The organism is Shewanella electrica (assembly GCF_022321485.1).
Lineage (GTDB): Bacteria > Pseudomonadota > Gammaproteobacteria > Enterobacterales > Shewanellaceae > Shewanella > Shewanella electrica.
Genome location: NZ_JAKOGG010000001.1, coordinates 436667 through 461865, shown reverse-complemented (window position 1 = coordinate 461865; position 25199 = coordinate 436667). Strand labels below are relative to the sequence as shown.

Annotated in this window: 22 protein-coding genes; 7 read left to right on the top strand and 15 right to left on the bottom strand. The window is 48.5% G+C overall.

Annotated elements, in window-relative coordinates:
* Window positions 1-9: 9 nt before the first annotated feature.
* Both L9G74_RS02180 and rpoE read right to left on the bottom strand, forming a co-directional pair.
* Window positions 10-627 carry a sigma-E factor negative regulatory protein gene (locus tag L9G74_RS02180; protein ID WP_238894635.1) on the bottom strand — a complete coding sequence of 206 codons (618 nt, stop codon included), beginning with the start codon at window positions 625-627 and terminating at the stop codon, window positions 10-12.
* Window positions 628-654: 27 nt separating this feature from the next.
* Entirely contained in the window at window positions 655-1233 is a 579-nt protein-coding gene (gene rpoE, locus L9G74_RS02175; RefSeq protein ID WP_238894634.1) for an RNA polymerase sigma factor RpoE, read from the bottom strand.
* Window positions 1234-1433: 200 nt separating this feature from the next.
* Here rpoE and nadB point away from each other — a divergent pair, with 200 nt between their 5' ends.
* Entirely contained in the window at window positions 1434-3044 is a 1611-nt protein-coding gene (gene nadB / locus L9G74_RS02170; RefSeq protein ID WP_238894633.1) for an L-aspartate oxidase, read from the top strand.
* On the opposite strand, the gene L9G74_RS02165 is transcribed toward nadB, so the two are convergent.
* The 10 genes from L9G74_RS02165 to rppH all read right to left on the bottom strand — a co-directional run bounded on the left by L9G74_RS02165 (window position 3032) and on the right by rppH (window position 11653).
* Window positions 3032-3454, bottom strand: coding sequence for a protein YgfX (locus L9G74_RS02165; protein WP_238894632.1), 423 nt, complete (start codon window positions 3452-3454; stop codon window positions 3032-3034). The two genes, nadB and L9G74_RS02165, sit on opposite strands and share 13 nt — an antisense overlap.
* On the bottom strand, window positions 3441-3692 hold the full coding sequence (locus L9G74_RS02160; RefSeq protein WP_438944530.1) for an FAD assembly factor SdhE: 252 nt from the start codon (window positions 3690-3692) through the stop codon (window positions 3441-3443). The genes L9G74_RS02165 and L9G74_RS02160 overlap by 14 nt, the downstream gene beginning before the upstream one ends.
* Window positions 3693-3764: 72 nt before the next feature.
* A complete protein-coding gene (gene nhaR, locus L9G74_RS02155) occupies window positions 3765-4664 on the bottom strand; it encodes a transcriptional activator NhaR (RefSeq protein WP_238894631.1) in 900 nt (299 codons plus the stop codon).
* Window positions 4665-4677: 13 nt separating this feature from the next.
* On the bottom strand, window positions 4678-5061 hold the full coding sequence (locus L9G74_RS02150; protein ID WP_238894630.1) for a hypothetical protein: 384 nt from the start codon (window positions 5059-5061) through the stop codon (window positions 4678-4680).
* A complete protein-coding gene (gene nhaA, locus L9G74_RS02145) occupies window positions 5058-6233 on the bottom strand; it encodes a Na+/H+ antiporter NhaA (RefSeq protein ID WP_238894629.1) in 1176 nt (391 codons plus the stop codon). Before nhaA ends, L9G74_RS02150 begins: the two co-directional genes overlap by 4 nt.
* A gap of 124 nt (window positions 6234-6357) precedes the next feature.
* Window positions 6358-7152, bottom strand: coding sequence for a thymidylate synthase (thyA, locus tag L9G74_RS02140; RefSeq protein WP_238894628.1), 795 nt, complete (start codon window positions 7150-7152; stop codon window positions 6358-6360).
* Window positions 7153-7989 (bottom strand): prolipoprotein diacylglyceryl transferase, encoded by an 837-nt coding sequence (lgt, locus tag L9G74_RS02135; RefSeq protein ID WP_238894627.1) that lies wholly within the window; start codon window positions 7987-7989, stop codon window positions 7153-7155. It abuts the gene before it with no gap.
* 37 nt (window positions 7990-8026) lie between these two features.
* Window positions 8027-8827, bottom strand: a complete 801-nt coding sequence (locus L9G74_RS02130; protein WP_238894626.1) for a sulfite exporter TauE/SafE family protein — start codon at window positions 8825-8827, stop codon at window positions 8027-8029.
* Window positions 8828-8870: 43 nt separating this feature from the next.
* Complete coding sequence (gene ptsP, locus L9G74_RS02125) at window positions 8871-11105, bottom strand: phosphoenolpyruvate--protein phosphotransferase (RefSeq protein WP_238894625.1); 2235 nt, start codon at window positions 11103-11105, stop codon at window positions 8871-8873.
* 26 nt (window positions 11106-11131) lie between these two features.
* A complete protein-coding gene (gene rppH / locus L9G74_RS02120; RefSeq protein ID WP_238894624.1) occupies window positions 11132-11653 on the bottom strand; it encodes an RNA pyrophosphohydrolase in 522 nt (173 codons plus the stop codon).
* A 706-nt stretch (window positions 11654-12359) separates the two neighbouring features.
* Here rppH and mutH point away from each other — a divergent pair.
* Together mutH and L9G74_RS02110 are read left to right on the top strand one after the other, a co-directional pair.
* Window positions 12360-13031 carry a DNA mismatch repair endonuclease MutH gene (gene mutH, locus L9G74_RS02115; RefSeq protein ID WP_238894623.1) on the top strand — a complete coding sequence of 224 codons (672 nt, stop codon included), beginning with the start codon at window positions 12360-12362 and terminating at the stop codon, window positions 13029-13031.
* A 184-nt stretch (window positions 13032-13215) separates the two neighbouring features.
* Window positions 13216-14223: an adenylate/guanylate cyclase domain-containing protein gene (locus tag L9G74_RS02110; RefSeq protein ID WP_275297203.1), complete on the top strand. Its 1008-nt coding sequence runs from the start codon at window positions 13216-13218 to the stop codon at window positions 14221-14223.
* 254 nt (window positions 14224-14477) lie between these two features.
* Here L9G74_RS02110 and oxyR read toward each other — a convergent pair whose 3' ends face one another.
* From oxyR to mnmL, 3 genes are all read right to left on the bottom strand, one after another.
* On the bottom strand, window positions 14478-15389 hold the full coding sequence (gene oxyR / locus L9G74_RS02105) for a hydrogen peroxide-inducible genes transcriptional activator OxyR (protein WP_238894621.1): 912 nt from the start codon (window positions 15387-15389) through the stop codon (window positions 14478-14480).
* A gap of 213 nt (window positions 15390-15602) precedes the next feature.
* Entirely contained in the window at window positions 15603-15968 is a 366-nt protein-coding gene (locus tag L9G74_RS02100; protein ID WP_238894620.1) for an Hpt domain-containing protein, read from the bottom strand.
* Between the two features lie 107 nt (window positions 15969-16075).
* Window positions 16076-16990 (bottom strand): tRNA modification radical SAM protein MnmL/YtqA, encoded by a 915-nt coding sequence (gene mnmL, locus L9G74_RS02095; RefSeq protein WP_238894619.1) that lies wholly within the window; start codon window positions 16988-16990, stop codon window positions 16076-16078.
* 477 nt (window positions 16991-17467) lie between these two features.
* Here mnmL and gltB point away from each other — a divergent pair, with 477 nt between their 5' ends.
* The 4 genes from gltB to L9G74_RS02075 all read left to right on the top strand — a co-directional run bounded on the left by gltB (window position 17468) and on the right by L9G74_RS02075 (window position 25160).
* Window positions 17468-21916, top strand: coding sequence for a glutamate synthase large subunit (gltB, locus tag L9G74_RS02090; protein ID WP_238894618.1), 4449 nt, complete (start codon window positions 17468-17470; stop codon window positions 21914-21916).
* 7 nt (window positions 21917-21923) lie between these two features.
* The gene (locus tag L9G74_RS02085) at window positions 21924-23333 is read left to right on the top strand and encodes an FAD-dependent oxidoreductase (protein ID WP_238894617.1); all 1410 of its coding nucleotides are present in this window, start codon (window positions 21924-21926) and stop codon (window positions 23331-23333) included.
* A 155-nt stretch (window positions 23334-23488) separates the two neighbouring features.
* A complete protein-coding gene (locus tag L9G74_RS02080) occupies window positions 23489-24181 on the top strand; it encodes a 5'-methylthioadenosine/adenosylhomocysteine nucleosidase (RefSeq protein ID WP_238894616.1) in 693 nt (230 codons plus the stop codon).
* Between the two features lie 7 nt (window positions 24182-24188).
* On the top strand, window positions 24189-25160 hold the full coding sequence (locus L9G74_RS02075; protein WP_238894615.1) for a cobalamin biosynthesis protein CobD/CbiB: 972 nt from the start codon (window positions 24189-24191) through the stop codon (window positions 25158-25160).
* Window positions 25161-25199 lie beyond the last annotated feature (39 nt).

Below are 25199 nucleotides of genomic sequence, written 5' to 3'. Positions count from 1 at the left end.
AAGAATTCCTTACTGATTTGCCGGAGCTGGGGTTTCCTTCATATTGTTATCCACAACAGCACCTGCATTCAATCTTTGTTGCAGCAAATGGTCTTGCAGATAACTATTAACACGTTGTTGCTGCTCACGCAGTTGCTCGTTGGTGTACCCTTGCTGGACACCGGGGCCTTGATAGCTCACCGGTGAAGCACTACCGATTAATGGTCGAGTCACCAATGCCGGAGAGGTAATATCGGTATCACCTGCTGTCTGGTTCATATTTTGCACACCCACAATCGCCATCACAGCGACCGTTGCGGCAATCGCATATTGACCAAACTGCTTGTAAAACGGTACCACTTTGACTGAATCACCTGACACTTTCGCCGCGATCTGTTGCTCAGTAGCTTCTTCGCGAGATGGCGTTGGTTCCATGATAGTTGGCTCCTGCTCAATCGCATCAGCAATGCGGGCTGAGAGGTCCAAATTCAGGGTCTGAGGCAGCTCCCCTCTCATCGCATCACCAATCATATGATAGTTGCGCCACTTTTCATGAGAAGCTTTGTCGCTAGCAAGCTCAGCAATTGCTTGTGAATCGGTTTCACCATCCACTGCTGCAGAGACCCACTCTTGACCAAATTTTTCCATTACTTAACTCACCTGTTAGATTGATGATTATCGCTCAAGCAAAGGCTGGAGCTTTTTGTCGATGGCTTCACGCGCCCTAAAAATACGAGACCTCACGGTTCCGACGGGGCACTCCATCACATTGGCAATCTCTTCGTAACTCATACCATCAAGTTCTCGAAGCGAAATCGCCATTTTCAATTCTTCTGGCAATGATTCTAAAGTGTCGAAAATCACTTGTTTGATTTCGTCAGAAAGCATTAAACGTTCGGGCGAAGCAAACTCTTTCAACGCATCACTGCCTTCATAAAACTCAGCTTCCTCTGCATCAACATCATTACTTGGGGCTCTGCGCCCCTGCGATACAAGATGGTTTTTCGCTGTGTTTACGGCAATGCGGTACAACCAAGTATAAAAAGCACTATCACCACGAAAATTAGGCAACGCGCGGTAGGCTTTGATGAAGGCTTCTTGAGCGACATCTGCCACGTCGGCTTGGTTGCGTACGTAACGCGATATTAAGTTAATTACCTTACTTTGGTACTTTTGTACCAACAGGTTAAATGCGTTTTTATCACCTCGTTGAACTCGTTCAACCAGTTGTTGATCACTTATCTGTCCACTCATTCGAGCCGACTTCTCCCAAATCTAAAATGCTGATTTCTCAGTCGCTCGAATCACATTCACATATGTAGACCGGCGCCTTTCTAAAAAGTTCTTAATGATCTTTTAATTTTTTGAAATCTGTTTTCAAAGACAAAAGTATTACCTAACAAGCATGAGTTGGTATAGGATTATCCAACCATCTTATTTGTGCATAATACCCCATGAAACAAGCAGTTGAACACTCCACTGACGTGTTAATTATTGGTAGTGGTGCCGCAGGCTTAACCCTAGCGCTACATCTGGCAACTCGTTGTAAAGTCACTGTATTGTCTAAGGGACCACTTAATGAAGGTTCCACTTATTATGCGCAAGGAGGCATCGCCTCCGTTTTCGACGCTGAGGATACCATAGAATCCCATGTGGCCGACACTTTGGTTGCTGGCGCCGGCTTATGCGATGAAACGGCGGTGACCTTCACCGCCGAAAATGCCAAAGCGGCCATGCAGTGGCTGATTGAATGTGGCGTTGCGTTCGATAAAGATGAATTACCCGATGGCAGTGTCGATGAGGCGCACTATCATCTGACTCGTGAGGGCGGCCACAGTCACCGCCGTATTCTTCATGCTGCGGATGCCACGGGTAAAGAAGTACAAACCACACTACAGCAACTGGCCAAGCAGCATCCCAATATTAATGTGCTGGAGCGCTATAACGCGGTAGATTTGATTACCACGCGCAAGCTAGGCCATTCTGGCAATCGCGTGCTCGGCGCTTATGTATGGAATCGTGCCCAAGAGCGCGTCGAAACGATTCAAGCACGCTTCGTGGCTTTATCCACCGGCGGTTCATCTAAAGTTTATCAATATACCTCAAATCCAGATGTATCATCGGGCGATGGCATTGCCATGGCTTGGCGCGCGGGCTGCCGTGTCGCCAATATGGAGTTTAACCAGTTCCACCCTACCTGTTTATATCATGCTGAGGCGCGTAACTTTCTACTGACTGAAGCATTGAGAGGTGAAGGAGCTTACCTACTGCGCCCTGACGGCAGCCGCTTTATGCCAGAGTATGACGAACGCGCGGAATTGGCACCACGCGATATCGTTGCACGCGCTATAGATCATCAGATGAAAAAACTCGGGGCAGACTGTGTCTATCTAGATATCTCCCACAAAGATAGTGATTTCATTAAGAAGCATTTTCCAACGATCTATCAACGTTGTTTAACCTTGGGCATCGACATTACCCAACAGCCGATTCCCGTAGTACCAGCGGCACACTATACCTGTGGCGGAGTGATGACCGATTTACACGGTCAGACCGATCTCAATGGGCTGTACGCGATAGGTGAAGTGGCTTACACCGGTTTGCACGGCGCCAATCGTTTAGCAAGTAATTCGTTACTGGAATGTTTAGTCTTCGCCAGAGCGGCGGCGGAAGATATTGAATCTCAACTAAGCAAAAAGTTGCCATGGGTAGCCATCCCGGCTTGGGATGAAAGCCAAGTGACTAACTCAGATGAAGAAGTGGTGATTGCCCACAACTGGCATGAACTTAGACTATTTATGTGGGACTATGTCGGTATCGTGCGATCCAATAAACGACTAGAGCGAGCGCTACGGCGTGTGACCATGTTACAGCAAGAAATTGATGAGTATTACAGTAACTTCCGCGTAAGTAACAACTTACTTGAGTTGCGTAATTTGGTGCAGGTGGCCGAATTGATTATTCGCTGCGCCATGTCGCGCCACGAAAGCCGCGGGTTGCATTACAACATCGACTATCCACAGCAACTCGCACATCCTAAGCCATCCATACTTCAACCTGATTGAGGCAATGAGCGCTGATTGATAATCAAGCGGCACAAGCTGCGGTAATCATCGTCGGCCAACATATCCGCAAAGCAAAATAGCGGAGTGTCACGGCCGTTGCGCTCTAAAAAGCACACAATCAGCCAAGGCGATATCCAACTGCGTTCTCCGAGTTGCCACACCTGTTCATCACCGGCCAAAACACGGCCGTACTCATCAAGTGTGAAGCTGAACTGCCAACGATGTACGTGCAAATACTGGCGCACCAACGCGAGTGCGCTAACGGTCAGCAAGAAATATTTCACGGCGGGATAAAACCGTAGATCGACATCAGGCCACAGCGCAAATGTCGCTAATATGACAACAGCCAGCGTCAAGAAACTTAAGCGCTGGCTGACCGAGCTTTTGAGATAGAAACTATGGTGCTGCACGTCCACGAACCCGCGTCACCATCGCGGCTAGTTCAGCATCGGCACACTGTTTATGCCCCATAAACCACGCAAATAATTCAGGATCTTCACATTCTAACAGACGCACAAAGGTCGCTTTATCTTCGTTAGAGAGCGATTGGTATTGGTTTTCAACAAACGGCTGAAATAGGACATCCAGCTCTAACATACCGCGACGGCAAGCCCATCTCACACGAGCAAAGTTCATCGGTTCGGTCATTTAGCCACTCCATTTATAAATGCTGGCTCAAGTTTACTCGCTGAGACAGGCAGTGTCGATTCGCCTAATGGCTCAAGCGGCAGAATCGTGACCGAGGAACAATGATTCAAAATCACTGCTCAACAGCATTTTGACCGCAGGATGTTGGATCATGCGTTCAGCAAAAATCAGGTGATATTCCTCTAACACATCGGCAGTGGTGCCAAGCAAAGTCATGCCTCGGCCCAAAATGCCGTCAGCATATACCGCAGGAGCAACGATAATGCCGCGCCCAGCAAATCCGAACTCGCGCATCATCGCCGCATCATCAAATTCACCGGCAATGGATACGGTAAGATCTAACTCGGCAAACCAACGATAGAGCTGCTGTCCTAAGGAAGATTTTTTACTTGGAATGAGTAACGGTGCCTCACTCAAACACGCGGGAAATGGCTGTTGCAACGGCCCTAAATGAAAGAAGGCGACTTCACTTTCGCCCAGCTTTTTGGAGAGAATTTCGGTGTACTTTAACGAGTCACCCGCACAATCAGATAAAATAACATCGAGTTTATGCTCACGTAAGCGTGCCATCAGATCTTCATGGGTCGCTTCATAACAGGCAATGTGCATATTGCTATCTGGCGCCATCACCGACATCAACACTTTGCCAGCCAACGCTTTCGACAACGCATCCGCCACTCCCACCTCAAATAATACGCGATCATCTTTGCGATAATTGAGCACATCAAGCATCTCGTAGGACAAAGCAAACATCTTATCGGCATAGCGAAAAATCAGTTCGCCTAATTCGGTGGGCTCGAGTTTACGGCCATTACGTTTGAATACCGCGCCGTTGAGACGATCTTCAAAAGCGCGGATCTGCCCTGTAATGGTTTGTGGTGTCAGGCACAGAGTTTCGGCGGCTTTGGTCACGGAACCTTTCTTATTCACCATCCAAAAATAATAAAGATGGTTATAATTCAAGTGCGACATGCCGCCTCCTCTATTAGTTCATACGTTGGCAGTTCAGCAAGGCAAATACGCCTTCCTGCAACTCATCAGCGTTGCCGATATTACCCGATTCAAAACCTTCGACAAGCGCCAGCACTAAATTATCGCGATCAGGCAAACGATCGAGACAATACTGACGGTTAGCTTCTTGATAACGTTTACCACCGCGAAATTTCAATGCTCTCGAGCTGTAGTCATCACTTTCCAACCGCGCGCCAACGGCTTGTGGTTTGTACATCAAAGCGCCGTCAACAATACCTTCAAGGTACGCCGTACAAGCTGGAGCTTGGTGATCCGCTTTACATAGTTCGACTTGTGAAGCCTGCGCGACGGGGACCATCGCGACTACCAGTGACATGCCTATCAACCATCGTTTCATACTCGCTCTCCTGCTGCTGGTAAGGATTTAGATAACCATAAATAACCCACAACTGCGGCAACCAATGACCCCATCAAAATACCTAAACGCGCTAGGTCGCCATAAATCACGCCACCATGTTCAAACGCTAATGAGGCGATAAACATCGACATGGTAAAACCGATACCACACATTACCGCCACAGGGGCGATATGGCGCCAACCAATACCTTCTGGCAGCTCAGCTAAACGCAACTTCACGGCAATAAAACTGAAAATCATCACGCCCAGCGGTTTACCTAGTAACAAACCTAATGCAATGCCTAGAGGCACTGGCGACAGGATGCTTTCCGCTGATACGCCAACGAGCGATACCCCCGCATTGGCAAAGGCAAAGATAGGTAAGATGAGGAAGTTACTCCATGGATGTAAGCTGTGTTCCAAGTGCTCTGATGGTGAGTCACCATTCTTACCTCGCAACGGAATCGCAAAGGCGATAATCACCCCCGCCAAGGTTGCGTGGACACCAGATTTCAATACAGCGACCCACAAAATCAGGCCAACAAAACCGTACGCACCTAACGAGGTCACCCCTTTACGATTTAAGGCAACCAACGCCACAACAGCTAGCGCAGCTACAACTAAACTCGTCAGCGACAGATCTGAGCTGTAGAACAACGCGATGATTACGATAACGCCTAAGTCATCAATGATGGCTAACGCTAACAAAAACACTTTCAACGCTACCGGTACCCGGCTACCCAACAGGGCCATGATACCCAGCGCAAAAGCGATGTCAGTCGCAGCTGGGATGGCCCAACCGCCAATGGTCACATCGTCGTTATAGTTGAAAGCAACGTAGATCAGCGCTGGCACTAACATGCCGCCTAACGCCGCAAAGGTGGGCAATGAGGCTTTAGACACGCTTGATAGCGCGCCTTCTAATAACTCACGCTTAACTTCTAAACCGATCAGCAGAAAAAACAGCGCCATCAATCCATCGTTGATCCACAACAACAGTGGTTTATCGATATTTAATGCACCGATTCTGATTTGTAATGGGGTATCAAGAAAGCCCTGATAAAGGCCAAATAACGGGGTATTGGCAAAAACCATAGCCAAGAACACGGCTACTAACAGTAAAATGCCCCCAGCCGACTCTTGGCTGAGAAAATTGCGAATCACTTTTTCCATTCTTATTTCGCTCCAAAAACTACTTATCAGGTAAGTATAGTCGCGAAACAGAAACAGTAAAAATCGAAAGAATTTGCAGGTTAACTCGGAATTTCCGAATCAACCTGTATAAAAGCGCGGAAATTTAGATAGCCACTGGGGCTTTAATATGTGGATGAGGATCATAACCGGAGAGTTCAAAATCCTCGAAACGATAATCAAAAATCGATTCAGGTTTGCGTAGAATCGTCATCGTTGGCAAGGCGCGAGGTTCACGAGTCAACTGCAGTGCGGTTTGTTCTAGATGATTTGAGTAAAGGTGGGTATCGCCCCCTGTCCATACAAATTCACCGAGTTCCAAGTCACATTGCTGCGCCACCATCATAGTCAACAAGGCATAACTAGCGATATTAAAAGGCAGGCCGAGGAAAATATCACAGCTACGTTGATACAACTGACATGATAGTTTGCCATCGGCAACATAGAACTGGAAAAACGCATGGCAAGGTGCCAACGCCATGTTGTTCAGCTCAGCAACATTCCACGCAGAAACAATCAATCGACGCGAATCCGGTTGTTGTTTGATCTGCTCAATTACTTGTGAAATCTGATCAATGTGCTGACCATCGGGCGTTGGCCAACTACGCCACTGCGCACCGTAGACTGGGCCTAAATCGCCGTTATCATCAGCCCACTCATCCCAAATAGACACATTATTTTCTTTAAGATACGCGATGTTGGTATCGCCCTGCAGAAACCACAGCAGTTCATGAATAATGGAACGCAGATGACATTTCTTAGTGGTTACCAGAGGAAAGCCTTGGCTCAAATCAAAACGCATTTGATAACCAAAAACTGAGCGAGTGCCCGTACCGGTACGGTCGGTCTTCTCCGTGCCGTTATCGAGTACGTGCTGCATTAAATCAAGATACTGTCGCATTTATTGCTTTCCTTTTACCGACGAAGTCGCGGCAACTTGTTTACTATGTCTAAAAATTAAATAAAGGCCGAATAATACCATAGGAATCGACAACAACTGCCCCATGGTTAAACCGCCCCAATAGAAGCCCATCTGCGCATCAGGTTGACGCACCGCTTCGGCCACACAGCGGAAAAGACCGTAGCCGAGGAGGAACATGCCGGATACGGCTCCGGGCTTTTGCGTGCGTTTACTAAACCAATATAACAGCAGGAAGAGTGCAACCCCTTCCAAAGCAAATTGATATAACTGCGACGGATGACGTGGCAGCGGGCCGCCACTAGGGAACACCATGCCCCAAGGCACATCAGTGACGCGGCCCCACAGTTCACCGTTAATGAAGTTACCGATACGCCCTGCACCTAAACCAATGGGTACCACTGGGGCTACAATATCGGACACCGCCCAAAAGCTGCGTTTCTGTTTAACAGCAATAAATAACATTGCCAAAATAACGCCCACTAGCCCGCCATGGAACGACATGCCGCCTTCGGTGATTTTGAATAGGTACAGCGGATCTGCCAGAAAATAATCGAAGTGATACACCAGCACATAGCCAATGCGGCCACCAACGATGACCCCTAAAAAACTGTAAAACAGTAAATCAGAGACCTGCTCTCGCGACCACACCCCATTACTGCGGTCAGCTTTACGGTTGAGCAACACCATCGCAGCGACAAAGCCGATAAGGTACATAAAACCGTACCATCGCAGCGCTGGCTCAAAGGAGTGTCCAAAGATCTCAAATGGACCGAATGACACCATGATTGGGTCAAAATTAGGAAACTGCAATGCCATAATTTATTGATATTCCGAGAATAAAGTAACTAATTTGTTAGCCTATGATGAGTTTTAGGCCAACCACTAATAACAGTGCAGCAAAGATTTTCTTTAACACTGCGGTTGGCCAAGTGCTGGCAGCTTTAGCCCCCAACGGAGCGACCAACATTGATGTGGCAATAATGCCAGCAAGGGCTGGTAGATAGATGTAACCGAATGAGCCTGTCGGCATCCCTTGCACATTCCAGCCGGCAATAACATACCCTAAACTGCCCCATAGCGCGATCAACACGCCATTGGCTGATGAAAATCCCACCGCCTTTTTCATCTCTAAGCCACACAGACAAAGAAACGGCACCATCAAGGTGCCACCACCGATCCCCATGAGCGCTGATAACACAGCAATCACCGCTGATGCCACAAAAAGCACCGGGAAAGGAGGTAACGAGCGCTGCTTAGCTGATGGTTTATACGGATACGCCATGTTGATTGACATAAGGATCACAAACACCGCGAACCCTTTTTTGAGGTCTTCACCAGCAATAAGTTCCGCGATAAAGCCTGAGCACAATGCGCCGACAACGGTTCCGGGCAACATGGGCAAGAACAAGCCCCAATCGATATTACCGCGCTGATGATGTGCTCTAGCAGACGCAAAAGAGGTCAAAATAATCGCCGCTAACGAGGTAGCAATTGCCACATGCGGGATGCTTTGTGGCGGCACGCCAGCCCAAGGAAGGATATAAAGTAACGCAGGTACTGCAATTAACCCGCCGCCGATGCCCAACAATCCAGCAGAAAAACCAACAACGGCACCTAAAACGGCGCACACAACAAATAACGATAATAATTCCATGGGTAGCGGGCCCTTATTGCGGGCATCCTCTCAAGGGGTAAGGTTAATTCAATACTGCGGCAAGATCTTTCCGAGCCAGATACTCACGCAAAAGATCTCTCACATCTTGTCCACTGCGCTTGGTTAAAGCAACGTCCAGCAGGGCTTTAAGTTCCGTTAAACTAACACGTCTTAGCAGATAATTGATACGCGCCAAACTGCCTTGGTTCATACTTAAATGGCGGTATCCCATTGCCGCGAGTAATAACGCGCCAGCAGGTTCACCCGCCATTTCGCCACAGACGCTAGTCGCTAATCCATAAGTCACACACTGCTCGTGTGCGGTCTTGAGCGACCGCAGCACCCCTGGATGATAACTATCAAATAACGAAGTCACCCGCGGATTATTGCGATCCACCGCTAGCAGATATTGGGTTAAGTCGTTGCTCCCAACAGAAATGAAATCGACGCGCTTGGCGACTTCTTCCAGTTGGAACAGAATGGCTGGCACTTCCAACATAATGCCAACTCTTGGACGACTGAGATTAGGATTCACATCAGCTTTCAACTCTTGATAGGCCTGCTCAAAATATTCCAACGCATGATCTATCTCTTCGAGGTTACTCACCATAGGCAACAGCACGCTGAGCTGTTCACCGTCACCGTTAGCCTGCAACATGGCGCGGATCTGCACTAGAAATAGCTCTGGATGGTCAAGCGACAAACGAATACCGCGCCAGCCTAAAAATGGATTTTCTTCTTTAATCGGGAAATAAGGCAACGGCTTATCACCACCGACATCAAGCGAACGCATGGTGACTGGTCTGCCATTGGCCGCATTAAACACTTGTTTGTATACCGCAATCTGCTCCGATTCACTCGGAAAACGTTGTTGTAACATAAACGGAATTTCAGTGCGGTATAGACCAATGCCATCCGAGCCTTCTGCAATTTCAGACTCAAGACCGCTAAGCAAACCCGCATTGAGATACAGCTTGATGCGTTGACCATCCAGCGTTTCTGCCGGCAGATGTAGTTCTTGCACATATTGACGTTGCAGCGCTTTTTCTGCGTTCATCAATAAACGGAATTCGCTGATCACTGACGGCGATGGTGACACCATTAAACTGCCGCGAGTCGCGTTAAGCACCAGCAACTTACGATTTAGATTGGCAGCCAGTACCTGTTGCACCCCTGTCAGCGCAGGGATGCCCATGGCGCGCGCTAAAATGGCAGCGTGGGAGTTTACCCCACCCAATTCCGTCACTATGCCCACCAGCTTGCCACGTGGGAACTCAGCTAGCAGGGTAGTATCAGCCTCTTTCGCCACCAAAATCACTGGCCGTTCGGAGTCCAGTTCAAGGCGCTCAGGCTCAACTAACTGCCGCAACACCTTGGTGCCCAACTCACGAATGTCGCTAGCACGCTGCTTAATATAAGCATCTTGCATCGACTGAAACTGCTCAATATAGCGCTTAGATACGCGACTCACTGCGGCTTCAGCCACCCAACCAGCGGCAACCTCACGCAGATACTCACCACCAAGGCTTTCATCTTCCAGCAGGGATTGCAATGCAGCAAAAATCCCAACAACTTCTTGATCTTGTTCTCGATCAAATCGCTGCGCTAAGTTGGCAAGATTATTTCGACAACGCTCAATAGCTTGGGTCAGGCGCTCCGTTTCCGCTTTAACATCACGGCAAAGAATGTCGGGCTGCTCCAGCGAAATATCACCACCCAGCACTAACGCATTAGCAATCGCAATACCATTTGACGCTGGTGTACCGCTAAACAACACCTGTTGACGTCGATGCTGCACTACCGCCTTTTGCTTGAGACCGCGTACCGCCATGGCTAGTTGCGCCGCTAGTGTCATCAAAAAGGCTTCTTCACCTTCACTGAATTGGCGAGCACTGGCTTGCTGCACCACAATAACGCCGAGCAGTTGCTTTTGATAAATGATAGGCACGGCCAAAAAGGCGCGATATTCCTCTTCGGCAGCTTCAGGAAATAGCTTGAAACGCGCATGCTGACGGGCATCAGCTAAGTTAATTGCCTCTTCACGTTCAGCAACTAAACCCACCAGCCCCTCAGACAACGGCATTCTGACATGACCGACAGACTCTGGCTTTAAACCATCAGTCGCCGACAATACCAATTCATGTTCATCAAGGATGTAGATAGAGCAGCACTCAGTCTGCATCGCTAGCTTAATTTGACCAACGAGCAACTCCAGTGCGGCATCCAAATCTTTGGCACCAGCAACCGCTTGGGTGATATCCCTGAGTAAATTTAACAACGGTTCCCCCTGAAATCCTCTCTCGCTTATCGAGATTGACGACTACGGCTGCGTCTTCTCGGCTCGCGTTGCTGCATAGCTAACGCTGTTACAGCAAATTCCTTCATGACCTTACGGTACACATCTCGTTTGAAAGACACGACTTGCCGAACAGGGTACCAATAACTGACCCAGCGCCAATCATCAAATTCAGGATGACCACATGCACTGAGATTTACCGCATTATCGTTTGACTTGAGTTGCAGTAAAAACCATTTTTGTTTCTGACCGATACAAACCGGTTTACTGTCTTGTCTAACAAGGCGCTTTGGCAACTTATAACGTAGCCAAGATCGTGTTGACGTTAGGATCTGTACATGTTCAGGTAACAAGCCCACCTCTTCGAACAACTCACGGTACATGGCTTGTTCTGCGGTTTCGCCTTCGTCAACGCCCCCTTGGGGAAATTGCCATGAGTGCTGACCATAACGGCGCGCCCACATGACCTGACCGATCTTATTACAGATAATAATGCCCACATTAGCGCGAAAACCATCGCTATCAATCACATGGACTCCAAAAAACGAGCAAGATTAATAGCTTGATTGTTTCACAAAGCTGGCGTTGCAGCAATTACCATCTACATCGCAAACACCAACAAAAACGTTGAATAATTTTTGTAAAACACAAAAGTTATTCACTTTTAGCCCCGAGTTTTGCGCATCTATCCACAAAAACTGTGGATATCTATGTTCGCAACTGGCGAACAGCGAGGAAAAAGTGCTGAAAACTGTGAAACACTCCGTGGCACACCTGCAAATAAAGAAACCTAATCAAATGAAAAATAAGACTTTTATACAGCAGTCATTCATAAACACTGAAAACAGAACAACGTCTGCACACAAAATGACCAGCAAAAACAAAATAGCACCGATGCGTTAGTCATCATCGCCAGACGCAGCAATAAGGATCGATTTTAACTATAACTATGAGACATTTTGATTACATTCGTGCCAGTTAATCACAGTCCACTGCGACAATTGCACAGACTGTGGGTTATCCCAAAAATCTGTTGATAACTTTGTTGGCAAAGAGGGGGAATCCGGAGAGTAAAAAGGTAAAAATATTTATGACGATATACAGCAAGACTATTTTTCTTTAAAATTCATAGAAGTACACTGTAGATAACAAGGTACTTTAATTACCGAACATCATAGGTCATTATTTGTTCACCACCTTTTATATCCACATTTTGCCAGTAAATAGCCATTTAAAATGATCATCACTACACCACCAGTAACTATCGATGAACTGATGCAGCGAGCTGAAGCGTTAGCAGGATTAACGCTCGCAGATGTAGCACAAGCATTGAGCATCGCCGTACCAGCAAACCTCAACCGTGATAAAGGCTGGATTGGTCAGTTACTGGAAACTGCTCTCGGTGCCGAGGCGGGTTCAAAACCAGAGCAAGATTTTTTGCATTTGGGCGTTGAGCTAAAAAGTATTCCGCTAAACGCCAACGGCCTGCCGCTAGAGACCACTTATGTGTGTGTCGCTCCGCTAAATAATGTGACCGGATTAAGTTGGCAGCAAAGTTTGGTATATCACAAGCTGCAACGCGTGCTGTGGATCCCCGTCGAAGGTGAGCGCAGCATTCCCATTGGCGAACGCCACATCGGCATGCCAATTTTGTGGCAGCCGAATGCAGAGCAACAACGGCAACTGCAACAGGACTGGGAAGAGATAATGGAGCTAATCAGTCTTGGAAAGGTTAGCCAGATCAGCGCTCGCCATGGCGAAGTGCTGCAACTGCGCCCCAAGGCGGCCAACAGCAAAGTGCTTACCGAGAGCATTGCCGAGGACGGCAATGTGCAGTTGACTAATCCACGCGGCTTCTATTTAAAGACCCAATTTACCGCAGAGATTTTGCGTCAATATTTTGGATAACCCTCTTAACAATTGACTTTGACTTGATGCAGATCACATATATCACTGGAAAGAATAGGGGTATATCTATAGACTAGCGCGTCTTGGGAGTTGGGTGTTATTTCGTTACAGGCAAGTATTTTTCGTGAGAGCTCAAGTACAGACTAAAAAGTTACTGTTTGCTATTCTGGCTTGGACCGGAGCAATGTCTGCATTTGTGTTTTTTAGGTACTCCCAAACGCTAGAAGTTCCCCAATGGGCGGTAAGTTCCGGTGATTTTGCGACTCTCGCCATCTATCTAGGGGTGATTTTCGGCAGCTTGCATTGGATGTCGAACTTAATTGCCGACTTCAGCGCCATCAACCGCCTGCCTTATATTTTCTCAGTAGTATTTAAAGGCTTGTTCCTATTATTAGGCGCCACTACCCTCGCCTACATGACCCAATATCTCAATATGTGGGCGCTAGAAAACCACCTAGCCACCTTACGGCAGATGCTAACAGTACACATCCTGTATAGCCCCTCATTTCAAGCGCTAATCGTTTACTTGGTTGTTGTCCGCGTTGGTTTGGCCTTCATTGAACAGATGGCGCTATTAGTTGGCCCACGCATTCTGTTAAATATCGGCATGGGCAAATACCACAAGCCGCGTTATGAACAGCGACTGTTTCTCTATCTAGATATGGTGGCATCAACCACTCATGCAGAATCATTAGGCGACTATCGTTTTAGCCGTTTGATTCAAGACTGTTTTAGTCTACTCACCGAAACAGTGAATAATAATGAGGCGGAAATCTATCGCTATATGGGCGATGCGGTGCTGATCCATTGGCCGTTGGATAAAGGCGTTAAGAATGACCGCTGCATGAATATCTATTTTGAATTCAGCCAGCAACTCAATTGGCAACGTCGTTATTTTGAAGAGCACTACGGTTTTGTGCCCAAGTTTAAAGCGGCGGCACACTGTGGTCAGGTCGTTGCTGCAGTAGTTGGCGTGCAAAAACAAGAAATCAGCTTTTTCAGTGATGTTATTAACACCCTCGCCCGCCTGCAAGATCAATGTAATCCACTCGGACAACGCATGCTGTTATCTGGCGCGCTAGTGTCGCGATTAGATAACAGTGATAGCGAATACCAATTGTTAAACCTCGGCCCGGTGAAACTCAAAGGTAAACAACACTCAATTGCAGTGTATGGCGTCAAACCTAAGTAGATATGCTTGGGCTGTTAGCCGTTATTGTTCAAGTAAATACGGTTTATTCAATTCAGCAAGATACAGCGTTTAGCAAGAGTTAAACTCTCCCTTTAGCCGCTGTAATACCGCGTTCACTATAGCCCAACCGTCACGATACATATAAAGCATTAGGTGGACTAGCGCTGGAATTGACTGACGCCTAACCATCACCACTGAAAGGTTGGTAAAAGCAAAGCCGCCATTTTTGGCGGCTTTGCTCATGGTAGCTCATGTTACTCAAGCGGCTGTTGCAGTAACTTTTGGATCTCAAGGCCAAGTGTTCTAAAGGTCATGATACGGCTGGTAGTTTGACGCCAAACAATACCGATTTCTCGGTAAGGTGCATCGCCTGGCGGGGTCATTACCGTTAAATCGGTGTCTTTCAAAATACCGGCATCAATCGCCATTTGCGGCAAAAAGGTGGTACCGAGTTTGCTATTTACCATCTGCACTAAGGTGTGCAAGCTGGTCGCCGCGAACGGATTAACCTTAGCGCTGTCTCCCAACTGGCAAGCACTGATAGCGTGCCCAGTAATACAGTGCTCAGATTGTAGCAAAAAGATACTTTCATCAGGCAAGGTTTGATAGTCTATCGGTTGATGAATATCTACGGCTAAATCCTTATGGATCACCATCTTGAACGGATCAACACCGACTTTCATACTATGAAAACCCGACACATCAGCGGGCAAGGCTAACAGCAGCAGATCAAGTTCACCCTTTCCTAACGATGCCAACAAACGATCAGTAGTATCTTCTTTCAGTAGCAGACTCAGCGTTGGATAGCTTTTTTGGCACTGGCGTACTACGCGGCTTAATAAGAATGGCGCGATGGTTGGGATGCACCCCAGACGGATTTCTCCGGTCATCGGCTCACCTTGGTTTTTCACCAATTCCACCAGATCGTCAACGTCGGTCAATATTTTCAACGCACGTTGTACTACTTCTTCACCAGTGGCGGTAAACATAAACGATTTGTGATCGCGTTCTATCAATTGATAACCAAGCTGCTCTTCCAAGTTTTGAATACCACTTGAAAGCGTTGATTGGCTGACATGACACAGCTTAGCGGCGCGATTAAAGTTTTGTTCCTGATGTAAATTCACCAGGTAATACAGATTTTTTAGGCTGGGCAAATGTTTCATGGTTCTAGACACCAATTGTCTACCTCAATTTGTCATACAATACCACAATACAAAAATCGCGCTGAGAACGCTAGAGGCATTATCAAAAATATCTGTCAAAATGTCATAGCTAAACGAGCACAACGATAACAGAGTCATGCAGAGACAACAAAATATGAGGGTGGCAACGAAAATTGACGAGGGCGCAAGCTGCGCCACTCGCTAAAGAGAGGATTACGCTTTGGCTTCGAGAAATGCTTTTAACTGCGCCAGATCGCCTTCAACTAGGCTCAGAATATCATTAAGCCATTGTGCGTGATGCGCTGGCCACTGCGGGTCTTCACCGTGTTGCAGTGATTGCGCCAATAAATGCACTCGTTTTAAGCCGACAGAGCCAGCAGCCCCTTTAAATTTATGCGCCTCAGAACAAAGCACATCTTTATTACCTTGCTGATAGGCATTTTTCAAATTTGCCAAGTATTCAGGTAACAGTTGCTCAAATAACACTACACTACGCAACAGGGTGCCCGCACCAATTGCACTACAGTATTGTTCCAGAGTATTAAGATCGAGTACTGAATCCAATTCGCCATTCGCCATTAAGGCACTCCTTGCAACATCAAAATTATGAACATAATACCTGCTTCGAACACAGGCGCAACTCGAACGTTAACATCTTATCGGCTGAACCGATAAATGCTTAACCGTTACCTGATCAGTGACCCCTGTCCACCTAAGCGCGCTAAGTTATCGACCACGGCTGTTAGGCCGGTCCAGCGGCCACAACACCACTGCGGTGCGAGCAAAATCGGCGGTTTGGCATAAGCCGTCACCCGATGATACACCACAGATGTGGGCGTGCGACGGATTAGATTCGTCGCCGTGGCGGCATATTCCTCTATGGTCAATGGTTGTAATCGCCCAGCGCGCCATGCTTTAGCCATCACGCTGCCTTCAACAATATGCAGCGGGTGTAACTTCAAACCATCAACGCCAACGTCCAGCACTCGCTCCAACGTCTGCTGATGCGCTAACGCAGTTTCACTCGGCAAGCCTAAGATCAGGTGAGTACATACTTTTAACCCAAGGTTACGTGCTCGAGTCACGGCATCTTGATAAGCGGCAAAATCGTGACCACGATTAATGCGTCGCAGTGTTTGGTCGTGGGCTGACTGCAACCCCAGCTCCAACCAAACTTCAAAGCCTTGTTGTTGATATTGCGCCAGCAGTTGCAGCACCGAATCCGGCACACAATCAGGGCGAGTGCCGACACACAACCCCACCAAGTCAGCACTTTTCAGGGCTTCATCATAACGACGCTTCAGTAATGAGTATTCTTCATAGGTGCTGGTATACGCCTGAAAGTAAGCCAGAAATTTCTCAGCTTTCTCGCGTAAACGCTGCTTACCACCGTGCAATTGCTCGGCAATGGTTAACGAGGCATCGGTATTCGCTGCATAACTAAATGAGGCCACATTACAAAAGGTACATCCACCAACGCCTAAAGTGCCATCACGATTGGGGCAGGTAAATTTGGCATCTAATGTGAGTTTCTGCACTCGCTGACCAAATTGTTGTTGGCAATAACGGCCAAAGGTATAGACAAACTTATCAAGTCCCATCAGGATACTCGTACTGCAATCTTCGCTCGCATATTACTGGCAAGCGTTGAATATTGGCTTGTGCTAAATCAATGTTCCGTTTATTCGCCTACTTCCCCCTTCTACGGTTAACGACCGCCATGTTTAAAGTGAATATTTAATCACAATGTTCGCGTAAAAATACAATTACTCTATGCTTAAAAAAACAGCAAACAGAAGTTATAAATTATCTTTTAAACAATGTTAAATAATGGTTCGCGTTATTTTAATAATTTTATAATTTTCTTTTTATTCATAATGTTATACATCAACTTTTTCAGTTTACGTTAACGGAATGTTTTTCTGTTTTATGCAAAAAACATCGCGAATTGTCTTGAATATATGCAATCTTTTGGTTTGACCTTTGCAAACTCTCGGGATAATTTGATTGGTTCGGGTGCATATCTATAGACAGCCATCTATTCAGATTCAAGTTGTCGACGTTTTTGGGGGGTTTGTATGAGTTTGTATCATCCCAGTTTCGAGCGGGAAAACTGTGGATTTGGTCTGATCGCACAGATGGACGGTGAAGCAAGTCACCGTATTGTGCGGACAGCAATTCACGGATTAGACCGGATGAAACATCGCGGTGGGATTGCTTCAGACGGTCGCACGGGAGATGGCTGTGGTTTGCTAATGCAAATGCCACGCAGCTTTTTTGAGTCGATTGCAGAAGAAGAAGGCTGGCATTTAAGCCGTCAATTTGCCGTAGGCATGTTGTTCCTTAGCCAAAATCAAGAGCGCGCAGCAGCCGCCAAACAGCTAATGGAACAGGAGTTAGAAAAAGAGATCCTGAGCGTTGCCGGTTGGCGTAAAGTGCCAGTTAATCCAGATGTACTGGGTGAAATTGGTAAAGAGAGCTTGCCGGATATCTGGCAAGTATTGGTGAACGCACCAGTCGGCTGGCGCGAACGCGATGTGGAACGCCGCTTATATATGGCGCGACGCCGCCTTGAGCAGCAACTGGTTAACGATCCTGATTTCTATGTTGCCAGCCTGTCAGGTCAAGTCATTGTGTATAAAGGCTTGATGATGCCAGCAGATCTGCCATCGTTTTATAGCGATTTGGCTGATATGCGCTTACAAAGCGCCATCTGCTTATTCCACCAGCGCTTTTCAACCAATACCTCACCGAAATGGCCGCTGGCTCAGCCATTTCGTTTCCTCGCCCACAACGGCGAGATCAACACCATTACCGGTAACCGCCAATGGGCACGCGCTCGTGCGTATAAATTCACTTCACCGCTGCTGCCGGACTTACAACAAGCGGCACCATTCGTGAATGAAACTGGTTCAGATTCGTCATCGCTCGATAACATGTTAGAGATGCTGCTCGCTGGCGGTATGGACTTGTATCGTGCGATGCGCTTGCTTATTCCACCTGCATGGCAAAGTAACCCAGAGATGGACGAAGAGTTAAAAGCCTTCTACGACTTTAACTCTATGCACATGGAGCCTTGGGACGGCCCTGCGGGTATTGTGATGACTAACGGCCGTTACGCCGCCTGTGCGGTAGACCGTAACGGTTTGCGGCCATCGCGCTATGTCGTCACTAAAGACCGTATTATCACGCTGGCGTCAGAAGTCGGTATTTGGGATTACCAGCCAGACGAAGTGGTCGAAAAAGGCCGGGTCGGCCCCGGTGAACTCTTGGTGCTCGATACCTTGAGTGGCCGTCTGTTCCAATCGTTTGAAATCGATAACGATTTAAAACGTCGTCACCCATATAAAGAATGGATGGCAAAAAACAGCCGCACATTGACGCCAGCAGAACAACTGCCGGTAGAACAATTAGGTGTTAGCGAGTTTCCAGCAGACAAGTTGCTGCAATACCAAAAATATTTTGGTTACACCCGCGAAGAGCTTGATCAAGTGATCTGGGCCATGGCGGCCAATGGTGAAGAAGCCATTGGCTCGATGGGCGACGATACGCCGATGGCCGTGCTGTCACGCAAACATCGCACGTTGTATGACTACTTCAGACAGAAGTTTGCCCAAGTGACCAACCCGCCAATCGATCCATTACGTGAAAAACACGTGATGTCGTTGGCAACTTGTATCGGTAAAGAACAGAACATGTTCAACGAAACGACCGGTCACGCCTATCGGGTAATGTTTAATTCACCCGTGCTGCTGTACAGCGATTTTAATCAGTTGTTGCAGCTCGACAGCACCAACTACAAGGCTAGCATTGTTGACCTGAGTTACGCGGCAGAAGAAGGTTTAGAAGCTGCGGTGAAACGTATTACCGCCGAAGCTGAACGTTACGCCAGCACGGGCACCACACTCGTGGTGTTGTCTGACCGTAACATCGCCAAAGACAAACTGGTGATACCGATGGCGATGGCCGTCGGTTCGGTGCAGCAGATGCTGGTCAACCAGCATTTGCGTTGTGACACTAACATCATTGTCGAAACTGGTTCGGTGCGCGACCCGCACCACTTTGCGGTATTGCTGGGCTTTGGCGCCACCGCCATTTATCCGTATTTGGTGTACGAAACTATCTCTGGCATGGCTCCCAACTATGGTCAAGCCGATATGGTGGGCTTAATGCTCAACTATCGCCAAGGTATTGAAAAAGGTCTGCGCAAGATCATGTCCAAGATGGGCATTTCAACCGTTGCCTCTTATCGTTGCAGCCAGTTGTTTGAAGCGATCGGTCTGGCCGATGACGTGATTAAACAATGTTTCAACGGCGTGGTCAGTCGCGTGCAAGGCGTAAGTTACGCAGGGATTGAAGCCGATCAGCAAAAATTGGCTAAAGCCGCGTTCCGCTCACATATTCCAATGACCCAAGGTGGCCTGCTGAAATATGTTGAAGGCGGCGAATATCATGCCTTCAACCCAGATGTAGTGAACACCTTGCAAGCGTCGCTGGCCTCTGGCAACTACGAGGATTACCAGAAGTTTGCCGAGCACGTGGATAAACGTCCGGTAGCTACCTTCCGTGATTTGATGGCGATTAAGAGTGACTTACCGGCTATCAACGTCGATGACGTCGAAGCTGACACTACGCTGTTCCCACGTTTTGACACTGCGGCCATGAGTATTGGCGCACTGAGCCCTGAAGCCCACGAGGCGCTGGCAATTGCGATGAACCGCTTAGGTGGCCGCTCTAACTCAGGTGAAGGTGGTGAAGATGCGCGTCGCTTTAACACTGAGCGCAACTCAGCGATTAAACAGATCGCCTCGGGTCGCTTCGGTGTGACCGCCCACTACTTGGTTAACGCCGACGTGTTACAGATTAAAGTGGCACAAGGCGCTAAACCGGGTGAAGGTGGTCAGCTGCCGGGCCATAAAGTGAGCGTGGAAATCGCGTCACTGCGTTATTCACGCCCGGGTGTTACCTTGATTTCACCGCCGCCACATCACGATATCTATTCGATTGAAGATTTGGCGCAGTTGATTTTCGACCTGAAACAGATCAATCCGAAAGCGATGGTTTCAGTCAAACTGGTATCAGAGCCAGGCATTGGCACCATTGCCACCGGTGTGGCAAAAGCCTATGCCGATATGATTACTGTTGCTGGTAACGACGGCGGCACCGGTGCCAGCCCATTAACCTCAGTGAAATATGCGGGTAGCCCTTGGGAGCTTGGTTTGGCTGAAGTGCATCAAGCACTGGTTGCCAACGGCCTACGCCATAAAATCCGTCTGCAAGTGGATGGCGGGTTAAAAACTGGTACTGACGTGATTAAAGCAGCACTGCTTGGTGCTGAAAGCTTTGGCTTCGGTACTGTGCCAATGATCGCCCTAGGTTGTCGTTATCTGCGTATCTGCCACCTGAACAACTGTGCAACGGGCGTAGCAACCCAAAACGAAACGCTGCGTAACAAGCACTATCACGGCTTACCAGAACGGGTTATGACCTACTTCCAATTCGTCGCGCGCGATGTGCGTGAATGGATGGCGAAGCTGGGTGTTAGCCGCTTTGAAGACTTAGTCGGCCACAGTGAATGGTTAGAACTGCTGGAAGGCCAAACCGATAAACAACAAGGTTTGGATCTCTCCCCTATTCTGTACCGTCCAGAGGTGAAACCGAGTACCGCATTGACATGGAAAGAAACCAACGTCACGGCGGACAAGGGCGAGTTGAACCAAGAGTTAGTGGCTAAATGCAGCGAAGCGGTCGACAAGGGTGAAGGTTTTAATGTGTGCTTTAACATTAACAACACCGACCGTTCTGTCGGCGCCACACTGTCAGGTTACATCGCCAGCAAATGGGGCGTTCAAGGCAATCCAGAAGCGATTAAACTGCACTTCAACGGTAGTGCGGGTCAAAGCTTCGGTGTGTGGAACAACGCAGGCTTAGAGATGACCCTGTGCGGCGATGCTAACGATTATGTCGGTAAAGGCATGTCTGGCGGTAAACTCACCATCCATCCGCCACACGGTAGCCCATTTAAAACGGAACGTAGCTCTATCATTGGTAACACCTGCTTATACGGTGCAACTGGCGGCAAACTGTTCGCCGCAGGCCGTGCGGGTGAACGCTTTGGTGTGCGTAACTCTGGCGCACTGGCGGTGGTAGAAGGCCTCGGCGATAACGGCTGCGAATATATGACCAGCGGTATCGTGGTGGTGCTGGGCACTACTGGGGTGAACTTCGGTGCAGGTATGACAGGCGGCTTTGCCTACGTGTTTGATCAATTTGGTAAATTTGGTCGTCGCGTCAATCAGGAGATGGTGGAAGTGTTGAAAGTGGATGCACCTATCCATCAACAGCATCTACGCAGCCTGATTGAGGAACACGTTGCCGAAACCGGCAGTGAGCACGCCAAGGCCATTTTGCATGACTTTGAAAACTGGCTGGATTGTTTTGTACTGGTTAAGCCGAAGAATATTGCGGCAGCGGATCTGCTCAAAGTGCAGACTCAAGCTCCAGAGTTAGCGGTAAAAGCGGGGTAAGTTTGCCATGAGTAACAATTTTCAATTTATCGAGGTTGATCGCGTCGATCCAGATAAGCAGGCGATTGAGAAACGCAAAAGCCTGTTTATTGAGATCTATCAACCGTTCTCGCAGCCACAAGTCAACGAACAAGCCGACCGTTGCCTTGATTGCGGTAACCCTTATTGCGAATGGCGCTGCCCACTACATAACTACATCCCTAACTGGCTTAATCTGGCCAAACAGGGACGCATTATGGAAGCGGCCGACCTCGTACACGAAACCAACACGCTACCAGAGGTGTGCGGCCGTGTGTGTCCGCAGGATCGCTTGTGCGAAGGCGCTTGTACGCTGAATGACGAATTTGGTGCAGTAACCATTGGTAATGTTGAAAAATACATTACCGATACTGCCATTGCCCAAGGCTGGCGCCCTAACCTTGCCAATGTCACGCCACGCAAAGAGAAAGTCGCCATTATCGGTGCAGGCCCTGCGGGGCTGGGCTGTGCCGACATCCTTGCCCGCAACGGTGTTACCCCCGTGGTGTTTGACCGCAACCAACAGATTGGCGGTCTGCTCACTTACGGCATTCCATCATTCAAGCTGGATAAAGCGGTGATGCAAACTCGCCGTACCGTGATGGAAGGCATGGGCGTGCAGTTCCGTTTAGGTACTGAGATTGGCAAAGATATCGCCTTCGAAACACTGTTAGCGGAGTACGATGCCGTATTCCTCGGCATGGGCACTTACACCGCCATGAAAGCCAACCTTGACGGTGAAGATGCTGATGGCGTCATTCAAGCCTTACCGTACTTGATTGGTAACACTCAATCACTGCTCGGTGAGCAAGATACCGGCACCCCCTATATCAACCTAAAAGGTAAACGTGTAGTGGTACTAGGTGGTGGTGATACCGCAATGGACTGTGTGCGTACAGCCGTGCGCCAAGGTGCAGAATCGGTCACTTGTGCATATCGCCGCGATGAAGAAAACATGCCAGGCTCTCGCCGCGAAGTGAAAAACGCGCGCGAAGAAGGCGTAGAGTTTCTATTTAACCGTCAACCTACCGCCATTAAGACCGAAAACGGCAAAGTGGTCGCCATTGAGTGTGTGGAAACCCGTATGGGTGCCGCCGACGCCAGTGGCCGTCGCCGCGCCGAAGCCATTGCGGGTAGTGAGCAGTTGTTAGCCGCAGATGCAATTATCATCGCCTTTGGTTTCCAACCTAGCCCAGCAAGCTGGTTTGCCGATTTTGATATCAAACTCGACCAATGGAACCGCGTAGTGGCGCCGAAAGCCAGTGACAATCCATTCCAAACCAGTAACCCGAAAGTGTTTGCCGGTGGCGATATGGTGCGAGGCTCTGATCTAGTGGTGACCGCGATCGCCGAAGGGCGTGACGCCGCACTGGGCATTCTGAACTATCTTGACGATTAGACGGCGGTTAACGCCTATCAAAATCAGTCACATTGACAGCGCACCTTGATCCTCAAGGTGCGCTTTTTTGTGCAGCCGCAGTTTGTTAGAGATTGCTGGAACTGTGCTATAGTTGGCGCCCAAAAGCATCACCCATTTATTGAAAAGGTTTATTGATGAAAATTGGCATTATTGGCGCAATGGAGCCGGAAGTTGTACAACTGATTGCCGCGGTCACCGACGCCACAACCACCACTATCGGCGGCATTGAATTTACAGAAGGCCGATTGGCCGATAAACAAGTGGTGATTACCCGCTCTGGTATCGGCAAAGTTGCCGCCGCAATGGCGACCACCATGGTGATTGAACACTTCCACGTAAATGCCGTCATCAACACTGGCTCTGCAGGTGGCTTTGTCGATAGCTTAAACATTGGTGATATCGTCATCTCTAGCGAAGTACGTTACCACGACGTCGACGTCACAGCCTTTGGTTACGAAATGGGCCAAATGGCACAACAACCCGCCGCCTTTGTTGCTGATGAAGCATTAAAACAAGCCGCACGTAATGCGATTTCTGGCTTAGGTGAAGTAAACACCATTGAAGGCTTGATCTGCACCGGCGACAGCTTTATCTGCGATCCAGCACGCACCGCCGTGATGCGCCAACATTTCCCAACCATGGCCGCCTGTGAGATGGAAGGCGCTGCTATTGCCCAAGTTTGTCACCAATTTGCCGTGCCATTTGTGGTTATCCGCTCATTGTCTGACAACGCTAACAATGATTCACCAGTAGACTTTGATAGCTACATTATCAAAGCTGGCGCTCACTCAGCGCAAATGGTGATGGGCATGCTAACCCACCTGTAACGCCACCATGATGCTGCAACAGTTAGTTTCTCAGGACGGTCCATTACTGCTGCAATTTGGCATTATTGCACTCGCCCTGTCGTTCGCTTTATTGGTCCCACTGCCACAGCGGTTTAATCCGCTGTATTGGTTTGCCGAGTTGGGCGGACGCATGGCGCAAAAGGTGTGTCGCCCCAATCGCAGCTCGCGCCAGCAGTTGGTAGCGGGCGTTATGGCGATATTGTTATTGGTGATGCCCTTCTGGCTGATTGTCCTGTTTCTGTTGGAGTTAGCCGCCTACCCTAGTTTTTTTGAACTGGCCATTCTGTATTGCTGCATGCGTGATTTACATGCTCGGCGCGACTTAACCCAAGTGAGTCGCGCCTTGTTAGTGGCCGACAAGCCACAAGCACGCCAACTGCTGAGCCAATGGACCAGCCGCGATACCGAAATTCTCTCTGAAGCTGGCATTGCTAAAACCGCCATTGAACTCGCCGTCACCTCGGCCGCTTATGGCAGCATCGCCGTGGTGTTATTTTATTGGATAGGTGGCGTGCCGCTGGTGTTGTTGGCATTGATGCTCAAGACGCTTGAGCAACGTTGGTCGCCAGCAAACCCGCGCTATCAACACTTTAGCCGCGGCGTCATGTGGCTCAACCATTGGCTGTTCTGGTTACCAGTGCAAGCCTGTCGCTTATCACTTGCCATCCAAGGTGGTCCAGCGGCATTAAAGCAGTGGTTACGTCTGCCCTCATTTGCCATGGCACAACGCGGCTATCTACAGATTTGCCAGTTAGCTGCCACGGTATTAGCGATTGAGCTAGGTGGCGCGCGTAAATATCAAGGCGAGCGCATGGCTGTAGCCAAAGTCGGCGTACCACGACTGCCGCACAACAGCGATATCCAGCGTGCGCTAAGCTTAGCCAATACCAGCCGTTGGTTTTGGTTAGGATTCAGCTTAATCATTCCGGCACTGTGGGTGCTGTTGCGTTTACGCTAAATAAACTCAATTGTTATATCAATTTATACGGATAGGTGA